The sequence below is a fragment of the Psychrobacter sp. FME5 genome, from assembly GCF_014861375.1.
Classification (GTDB): Bacteria; Pseudomonadota; Gammaproteobacteria; order Pseudomonadales; family Moraxellaceae; genus Psychrobacter.
Genome location: NZ_RRYX01000110.1, coordinates 1 through 9,567, shown reverse-complemented (window position 1 = coordinate 9,567; position 9,567 = coordinate 1). Strand labels below are relative to the sequence as shown.

Below are 9,567 nucleotides of genomic sequence, written 5' to 3'. Positions count from 1 at the left end.
CGAAGCTTTTCATGCTGCTGGCCATTTGCTCAGCCAGTTTCTTGATGTCAGATTGGTTAGTCATTGCTTATTCTCCTGTTAGTGGATTATAAGCAGTTACACACTTTTTAGGAAAGGCTCTTATATTTAAGCCCATTTCTTCAATCATTTATGAACGCTACATTAGAAACGATAGCCTACGCCAAGGAAAGTAATATAGGGGTCGATATCTAGGTTAGTCTTCGCTTGAATCAATTCTTCACCCATATCATTTTCGACTGTAATAGTCGTATCACTGTCCAGTTTTGCATAGGACACAGAACCCACCCCAAACCATCTGTCATTAAAGTCATAAGTGGCGCCCAGCGTAACGATAGGCGCAAAGGCGCTGTCTGCCTCAACATCCACGCTCATCTCCTGATTGGATTTCACATTTTCTAGCGCAGCGCCCGCTTTGTCATCTTTGATATTCTGAATTTGATGTCCAGCCATTTCTAAATCTTCACGAATGCCATTATTTAGCTCAATGTCGTTAAAATAGGCATACATAACCCCAGCACCGACATAAGGGCGAAACTTATTGACCCCAGATTTACCAAATTGATATTGCACCCCAGCTGCCGGTAGCCATGCGCGAGCACTCGATGACACACCATCGCCTTGGGTCAAATCGGTAATAGGGATATCCTTTGAAATATCAAAATCACCTAACAGGGGTCCTGCTGCACCACTCGGGCTGACCTTACCCGTTAGCGGTGCAAACACTTGGCCTTGACCTAAAATATCCACTTTAGGGGGTATGCCAGCTTTGACCTCAATTGACCAATTATCACTGAGATAATAGTTAAATAAGAAGCCAAAAGTATCGACATCATCAGCCTCCAGACCTGTGCCAGCACTGGTCCAACTTTCTAAGCCGTTAATTTCAGTCGTACCAGAAACATCACCCAATACCGGAACTTTGGACAAATCCGTTTCAGCCCCTAAAGCGCCTAAGGTGCCATCTATTAGTCCGAAACGATCTTGATCTTTAACTAAAACCTCTCTTACCGTTTCAACTTTTACACTACCATTGTCAGCAACCACTCCATTTTTAGCAGCGGTCGTGGTTTGCATCGGATTGGCTTTGCCTTGCGGTGAAGCGTGCAACCAACCAGCAGAAACTGAAAAGCGTTTGAAGCTGCCATCGGTTTTAAAGTAATCGAATTCAGCAACAGCAGATTGACTAAATAACAATGGTACCGAAATGGCACAGGTGAAGGTGAATATCTTTTTCATGAAACATCCTTGTATGAAACCTCGAACAGATAAACGGATAAGACACGGGCTAGCACTATTAAGCCAGTCGAGTTTCCAACGTCCTGTCAGAATTCGTTAATTCACTCAATAGCTTAATTTTTGAAAGCGTATGGTTTTTGCAAAAACGCGGTAAAAAGTAAAGTATGAGTAAACAATGAGCCGCCAGACTGCGGTCAGTGCCATAAACTGCCACATTAATATCTTCATATCAATATAGAATACTGAACTGATAAGTAGATATTCATCGACAAGAATACAAAGAAAGAATCTTAACAACATTACTTTGACTTAAGATAGGATAAGTTTTTTCAGCGCTTATTAAAGGTTTTTTACATCAACAAACCTTTAAATATCAGTAATTAATAACGTAGAAGTTAAGAATGTGGATTTAGAAAGCTAAATACTTGGTCGAACCAAAACAGTATATTATTTACAAACTAATGTCGTTAAATTTTAAGTAGGTAGATATAAGCAGTTCTAAATAAAATCGATACGATGGCAGGTTAGCAGCCACGAGCTACGGTTATAAAGGTAAGCATGAGAAAGATAAGAGTGAAGAAGATAAAAAATGGCTAGCGTTAAGCATTAGTATAACGACTGGCTTCTGGCATCCAGCGGTGAATAAGCTGGCTGACATCGGCTTTGCGTGCGGGGTCAGCAATGAGATGCTTTGCCAAACGCTGCGCAATGGCAAATAGCTGCTCATCACGGATGAGGTCGGCTAAGTAATAGCCGATATTACCCGTTTGGCGTTTACCCAACAACTCACCAGGGCCGCGCAGCTCCAAGTCTTTTTGGGCAATGACAAAGCCGTCTGTGCTATCGCGCAATACATTTAAGCGCTCAGTACCTGTCTCTGATAATGGCTTTTGATATAGCAGCACACAGTAGCTTTTGGTCGAGCCACGTCCGACGCGCCCGCGTAATTGGTGTAATTGCGACAGACCCAATCGCTCCGCATTTTCGATGACCATCAGCGAGGCATTTGGCACATCGACACCGACTTCAATCACCGTTGTGGCAATCAGCAAATCAAGCTGACCTGCTTTAAATGCTTGCATAATGGCTTGCTTTTCAGCAGATTTCATTTTGCCATGCACCAGTCCGATACGAATATCTAAGCGCGCATTTAAATCTTCATAAGTGGCTTCGGCAGCTTGAGCATCTAGCACGCTAGATTCCTCTACCAGCGAGCAGACCCAATACGCTTGCCTACCCGCTGCACAATTAATGGCAATACGTTCAATCACCTCATCGCGGCGGTTACGGTCTATGGTTACCGTGGTAATTGGTGTACGCCCCGGTGGTAATTCATCGATGATTGAAGTATCCATATCGCCGTAAACACTCATCGCCAGCGTGCGTGGAATCGGGGTTGCCGTCATAATCAGCTGATGCGGGGTGCTATTAGCCACGCCTTTATTGGTCAACGCCATACGTTGCTCGACGCCAAACCGATGCTGCTCATCGATGATTACCAAGCCTAGTTTGGCAAACTGCACTTGCTCTTGAAACAACGCATGAGTACCAACGACAATTTGGACACTATTCTCGCTGACTGCTTCTAACGCTTCGCGGCGCTGTTTTGCCGTTTGCTTACCCGCCAGCCAGCCAACCCCAACTCCTAACGGCTCAAACCACTGTTTAAAATTCACTAAATGCTGCTCTGCTAGGATTTCTGTCGGCGCCATGACCGCCACTTGCCAGCCACTATCGAGGGCATAGCCAGCCGCACCTGCCGCGACTAAGGTTTTGCCAGCGCCTACATCGCCTTGTACCAATCGCAACATCGGTATTGAAGTCGCCATATCAGCAGTGATATCTTTCATCACTCGCTGCTGCGCCCCTGTTAAATCAAACGGTAATGCCGCAAACAATTCATCCGTTAATGGACTTTGCGTGGCACATTTAGGGGCTTTGTGCTGATGCAGTTGCTGACGACGATATAATAAGCTCAGCTGGTGCGCAGTCAACTCTTCGATAATAAGGCGCTGACAGGCAGCATGGGTACGCGCACCTAGTTGAGTAAGTAATTGATATTGCCGACCAGCGTCGGTATAAGTAGGCGGCGTATGCAGTAATACCAAGGCTTCAAAGATGGTCAAATTATAGACATTATTATTGGCTGTGCTCGCAGCGGTGGTATTGATATTATTGTTGGCATCATAGATAGTGGGACTGGTTCTATTGACGCTATTATTATTGCTATCACCAAAACTGCTATCACTCAAACTATTGTCAGGCACACTACGTGCCAAGGTAGAAAAGATATCTTCTGAATAACCGGTAGTTGTTATCGATAATTTAGCTGCCTGAAACGGCACCAATGGCAAATCCGCCACCACCGAAAAATCCTCAGGTGTAAACAAAGTCATCGGTAAGCCCTGACTGCGAACCGTTTGCAAGGCAAGCTTGATGAGCGTACGCAGTTTATTTTGATGTAAGCCTTTGACGCTAGGATAAATAGGCTGCAAACCAGTATTTACGATGGCTTCATTACTATTAATAATTTGATATTCAGGATGATGTATCTGCTTACCATAGCGGCTAACTTTGACTTCGCCAAACAATTGCAGCTGGGTCCCCAGACTCATGGTTTGTGTCAGACCACGATACACCTTAAAAAACCGTAGCGATATCGTACCAGTATCATCATCCACAATCACAGTCATGCCACTGCGTTTGGTATCAACGTGCACCACGCGACCAGTAATCAGTGCAGCTTGACCATGCTCCACATTGGCTATTGAGACCAGTCGGCTGCGGTCTTCATAATCGCGTGGCAGATGCAGCAGCAAATCAAATATCCGTTTGATATTTAATTGTGCCAATTGCTCTGCTACTTTTATGCCGACACCTGCCAGCGCTGTCACTGGCATATCTAACGCTGAGGCTGGCAACTCAGACCTAGAATGGGCTGATGAATTGGCTAAAGAGTGGTTCACCGATATTGGCATCAAGGATCCTAACGATGTTTGTTAATGTAAGTTTTTGGACCTAGCTGTTTTATAAAATGCTAAGTAATATTGCTAAGCCAGTATGATTATAACTGACAATCTAATTGCTTATGCTTAATGACTTATACTTAACGAATTAGTAATACTGCTTCGCAACGCTTCCAAGACGAATAAGTCATTTATATCATAGCAATAACTGCTGTCTTCTTTGCTAAATTATAGCAATTATACAAGGTCTTTTTTATGCCTACTTCTGCTACCCATTCTGCTACCCATTATCAACGTTTTCTTCATTTAGGGCTTACGCGTATCAGTATACTCACTACGTTAGCGCTATCTATCAGCGCTTGTAGTATTTTAACCCCAACGACTCCAACAGCAGATACACCTGAAATAGCGTCGCCTAGTGTCGCCTTGGTGCTGGGCGGTGGCGGTGCCAAAGGCTTTGCTCATGTGGCTGTGATTAAGGCGTTAGAAGAAAATGGTATCACCCCAACGCTGGTGGTGGGTACTAGTGTAGGCAGTTTGGTGGGCAGTTTATATGCCAGTGGTTATAATGCCAATCAGCTCGAACGCTTGGCACTGACCACAACAGATAGCGAGTTGACGGACTTTACCTTATCCAACCAAGGCTTCATAGAAGGCATTAAGCTCAAAAACTTTATTAATGCTCACGTTGATGGGCGCGCAATAGACTCATTCCCCATGCGTTTTGCCGCCGTTGCTGCCGAAAAGCACACGCTTAAAAAGACCGTCTTTACCTCTGGCGATGCAGGACTTGCGGTACAAGCATCCTGTAGTGTGCCCAATATCTTTATCGCCCCGCGTATTCCAGAAAAAGTCGGCAAAAAATATATCGATGGTGGTGTGGTGAGCTTAGTACCTGTCGATGCTGCACGCGATTTAGGGGCCGATATTATCATCGCTGTCGATGTCACCGCTACGAGTAATACAACCACGAACAATAAACCACTGACGATCAATTCATTAACCAGCTTTTGGGGATTTCTAGAGAATAACCTCATATCTAACGGCAACGTCATGTCTAAAGCCACTGCACAACCAAGCACCAATCGCGTCTCATCGATGCGTCATGAACGTGACCGCGCTGATATCGTCATCACCCCAAATGTCAGTCACATCAGCTCAGTAGATACCAGTCAGCGCCGCGCACTTATTACTGCTGGCTCACAAGCCACTAACGCACAAATCAATGCAATCAAGCAATTAATCAAAGAAAAATCCAGCAGCAAATACGCAACTCTATAATATAGTTAAAATACTTTAAAAACGCTACGATACTGCTGGTATAGTTTTTTTGTAGCCTCTGTCTGCGTAGGCACAGCGAGCTAGAAAAAACGGTACCTACAGTACGTGATGTATCGATTTTACTTTTCACTGACTAGGGGCTGTATAGAATTCAGCCCCTATATTCCTTTCTTTCTAAAAAACATAATCGCTGGCAATAAAAAAGCACCACAGCCATAAACTGTCGTGCTTTTTCTAATACTTAGCTTTCTAGTTTTTAGAAACAGTATTTATCTAAATTTGTGTAGCTAGTAAGCAACTGATTTATTTGACGCGAGCACGATATTTTACCGCGACCGTATCATTGAGGCCAACACCCTCAAGGTCCCAGCGTACTGCTTTATAATACTTTAACGGGATTTCTTGTAGTTGATTATCAACTTTTCCACGTAGCGGCATACGGGCAAAGGTATCGCCATCGGCACTGCCGTATGGAAAATCAGGAGATACCGTCCTCAGCAACTCTACCTCTTCAGGGATGCTCATGGTAACCGTCATTTTACGCACGCGATCAGTATTGGTATTGGTGAAATAGCCTTGATATTCCAAAACATTACCTGACTGCAAGCGCGTATTGGCATCAACAGGTACCAAAACCTCTTCACCATTTGCGTCAACACTAATCAACGAGGCAGTAATTTTACTATTCACTGCTTGGGCACTTGAATTAGACGCTTTATTGGCACTGGTCTGAACAGCTGCTGAGCTATCAACGGCTTGCTCTGGTGTCGGTAGCATCGCTGAGGCTTGTGTCACGACCATCGCACCGATGAGTGTCCCAGCCACAACGTGAAACAAGCGATGTCCGCTCCACGCACTAAATGGACTAGCAAATTGGTTGCTTTTTTTCATGATTTTCATTATCCCTAGTTGATATGTCGGTAAAAAATAGCTGGTAAAACTGAATAGCACTTATCGTATGTTTAAGCATTTACCATGCCTAATCAGCAGACCACATAAGCTTCCGTATTTTATTAATTATCTTCGTTCGCCGCCTGTAAAGCAATAGCGTTTAGCATAGCAAAAAGCATTTGTACGTACACTAACCGCGTGTTGAGGTTGTGTATATAATCAATCAGTACTAAACCTAAAGAATATTTCTGAAAAATACTATTGAAATAAAAGATAGCTCATAACGACGTTTTTTGCTATGGTAAATCTTTAACGATGCGCATTTTTTGCGGCGCCCTTTTTCTTATTCTGACTATTGCTGCTCCTATTATGACTACTAGCGCCATGCCCCAAATCAACTCTGAATACGTCCACTGGTTTCGTAACTCTGCTCCTTACATCAATACCCATCGCGGTAAAACATTCGTGATTATGTTTGGTGGTGAGGCAGTCAACCATACCAATTTTAGTACGCTTATTCACGATTTTGCCTTATTACATAGCTTGGGAATCAAGCTGGTGTTGGTCCATGGGGCTCGACCGCAAATCGAAAAGAACCTCAAAGACGCTGATATTAAATCTCCTCTGCATCAAGACATTCGTGTTACTCCAAGAGTAGCGATGCCTACTATATTACAGGCAGTTGGTGCGATTCGCTTGCAAATCGAAGCGCAACTATCGATGGGCTTGGCCAACTCACCCATGTACGGCTCACGCATCGATGCCGTTTCAGGTAACTTTGTCACCGCACGTCCTTATGGTATTCGTGATGGCGTTGATTATCAGATGACCGGTGAAGTACGCTCTATCGACGTTGAAGCCATTAAAAACAACCTACTCCACGACCATATTGTGATTTTAGGCTCGATGGGCTATTCGGCGACTGGCGAAGTTTTCAATTTATTGGCTGAAGACGTTGCCCTTAGTGCGGCAGTGGCGCTTGGTGCTGACAAGCTAATATTCTTAGGTGAAGAAGCTGGTATCAACCATGATGACCGCTTGCTACGTGAGATGATTCCCAATGAAGTCGACCGCTTCTTACGGGATCGTGAGTTGAACTGTGAGATTAACTACTTTTTAAGCTGCGCCAGTAGCGCCTGTCGCCAAGGGGTCCATCGTACTCATATCATCTCCTATGCCAAAAATGGCGCGTTATTAGAAGAGTTATTCACTCGTGACGGTTCTGGCACGCTGATTAGTCATGACCCTTATGAAGAAATTCGCCGCGCTGACATCGACGACGTGGTTGGGCTAATCGAGCTACTATCGCCACTAGAAGAACAAGGCATTTTGGTCAGCCGTTCACGCGAGCGCTTAGAGCAAGATATTGATAATTATAGCGTGATTGAGCGCGACGGTATGATTTTAGGCTGTGCAGCGCTTAATCAATTGAATGCCGATTCCGCAGAAGTTGCTTGTGTGGCCGTACATCCTGAGTATCGAAGCGGTAGCCGCGGTGCTGATTTACTGGCATTTTTAGAGCAGCAAGCACGCAGTCATGGTCTGCACAAGCTGTTTGTACTGACTACTCGGACCGCGCATTGGTTCGTCGAGCAAGGCTTCGCTGAAGTTGAGGCCAGTGCTTTACCTGAATCACGTCAAGAAACCTACCATAACGGCCGTAACTCTAAGGTCTTTCAAAAAAACCTTTAGGGCCTGTTGATACTAAATAAAATAGATACCTTAAAAACATAAGAAATCTTAAGCGTTAAAAACCTCAGTCATGAATCCACAAAAAAACCCTCTTAAATATTAAGAGGGTTTTTTATGGTCTTTATTGCTTCACGGTACCACTAACGCATTACTTTACTTTTAATAGCTCAACAGTAAAGATAAGCGTGCTGTTCGGCTCGATACCTGCGTTACCCGCTTCGCCATAAGCGATATCTGATGGGATATAAAATTCGTATTTACCACCCTCTTTCATCAACTGTAGACCTTCCGTCCAGCCAGCGATTACTTGGTTAAGTGGGAACTCGATTGGCTCACCGCGCTCATAAGAGCTGTCAAATACCGTACCATCGATTAGCTTACCTTCGTAGTTTACTTCAACCACGTCAGTCGCTTTTGGTGACTTACCTTTTCCCGCCGTCAACACTTTATACTGTAGGCCAGAAGCGGTGGTTTTTACCCCTTCTTTCTTGCCATTTTCGGCTAAGAAAGCCTCACCTTTGGCTTTATTTTCTTCACCTTTTGATTCCATATCTTTGACAAACTTCTCTTCTTGTTCTTGTTGATAAGTCATCAATACTTCTTGCATTTGCTCTTCGGTCAATGCTGAATCATTACCTTCATAACCATCACGGAAGCCTTTTTCAAAAGTATCAAGGTCTAGATCACCAACGGCTTCTTTATTACCTTCTGCCATCATGAAACCTAAACTATAACCCACTTTTTCATTGGCTGGGCTTTGCTCAGTGATTGAAACGCTTTTGGCAGCGGATTCTTGACTACCATTATTTGTGCTACAGCCTGTGATTAATAACATAGCACTAGCAAGTGCACTAATACTTAAAGTAGTGATTTTTTTCATAAAATACTCTCAAATTGTAAAAATAGTGGCGAGATGTCACATGGGCCTATAATAACAAATCTTAGTTTTAGGAGCCATGCTTGGGATGAAATTATCGGGCGAATGTACAGTCTATGTTAATATTTATGGTCATAATAACAAGTTATCACACAAATACAGTAACAGGTTAAGCTTTCTGTCTTTAAATCTACTAATACATCAGCTAAGCTGAATTAGTTAAGGTGATAAGTGACTGAGTGTGAACTTTTATTATTTGTTTTTAGGTTATTGGCAGTGAAATACGGAAGCAACCATTACAAAGGAAGTTGATACTTACTGGCAGTAAAATACTCTTATTATATAAGACAAAGCACTCAAAAATTATAATATCACCGCATAACTTAATTTTAAAAATACTATTTATCAAAACCATCTATATATCGATGTCGCTTAATAACTGTATTTTTTATACTATTGAACGACTATTATATGACTTAGATTAACACATGAAGTGCAATACCAAATGTGAGGTGAAAAAAAGACCTAGATGCGCTAGCATCAAAGTTTTTATCCACCGACCAAAGTGAGATTGCAACCATGAACTATACACATCTAAGCCTA

6 protein-coding genes are annotated in these 9,567 nt (G+C 43.3%); 2 read left to right on the top strand and 4 right to left on the bottom strand.

Features of this window, described 5'->3' with window-relative positions:
- Positions 1-162 precede the first annotated feature (162 nt).
- Together EI161_RS11935 and recG are read right to left on the bottom strand one after the other, a co-directional pair.
- Positions 163-1,257, bottom strand: coding sequence for an OmpW/AlkL family protein (locus tag EI161_RS11935; protein WP_192523866.1), 1,095 nt, complete (start codon positions 1,255-1,257; stop codon positions 163-165).
- Between the two features lie 599 nt (positions 1,258-1,856).
- Positions 1,857-4,235 carry an ATP-dependent DNA helicase RecG gene (gene recG / locus EI161_RS11930; RefSeq protein WP_225735369.1) on the bottom strand — a complete coding sequence of 793 codons (2,379 nt, stop codon included), beginning with the start codon at positions 4,233-4,235 and terminating at the stop codon, positions 1,857-1,859.
- A gap of 243 nt (positions 4,236-4,478) precedes the next feature.
- Between recG and EI161_RS11925 the strand changes: the two genes are divergently transcribed.
- Positions 4,479-5,504: a patatin-like phospholipase family protein gene (locus EI161_RS11925; RefSeq protein WP_192529649.1), complete on the top strand. Its 1,026-nt coding sequence runs from the start codon at positions 4,479-4,481 to the stop codon at positions 5,502-5,504.
- Between the two features lie 303 nt (positions 5,505-5,807).
- On the opposite strand, the gene EI161_RS11920 is transcribed toward EI161_RS11925, so the two are convergent.
- Positions 5,808-6,395, bottom strand: a complete 588-nt coding sequence (locus EI161_RS11920) for a hypothetical protein (protein ID WP_192523868.1) — start codon at positions 6,393-6,395, stop codon at positions 5,808-5,810.
- A gap of 369 nt (positions 6,396-6,764) precedes the next feature.
- Here EI161_RS11920 and argA point away from each other — a divergent pair, with 369 nt between their 5' ends.
- On the top strand, positions 6,765-8,087 hold the full coding sequence (gene argA / locus EI161_RS11915; RefSeq protein ID WP_192523869.1) for an amino-acid N-acetyltransferase: 1,323 nt from the start codon (positions 6,765-6,767) through the stop codon (positions 8,085-8,087).
- Positions 8,088-8,235: 148 nt separating this feature from the next.
- Here the strand turns inward: argA and EI161_RS11910 are convergent, their stop codons facing one another.
- On the bottom strand, positions 8,236-8,967 hold the full coding sequence (locus EI161_RS11910; RefSeq protein WP_192523870.1) for an FKBP-type peptidyl-prolyl cis-trans isomerase: 732 nt from the start codon (positions 8,965-8,967) through the stop codon (positions 8,236-8,238).
- Positions 8,968-9,567 lie beyond the last annotated feature (600 nt).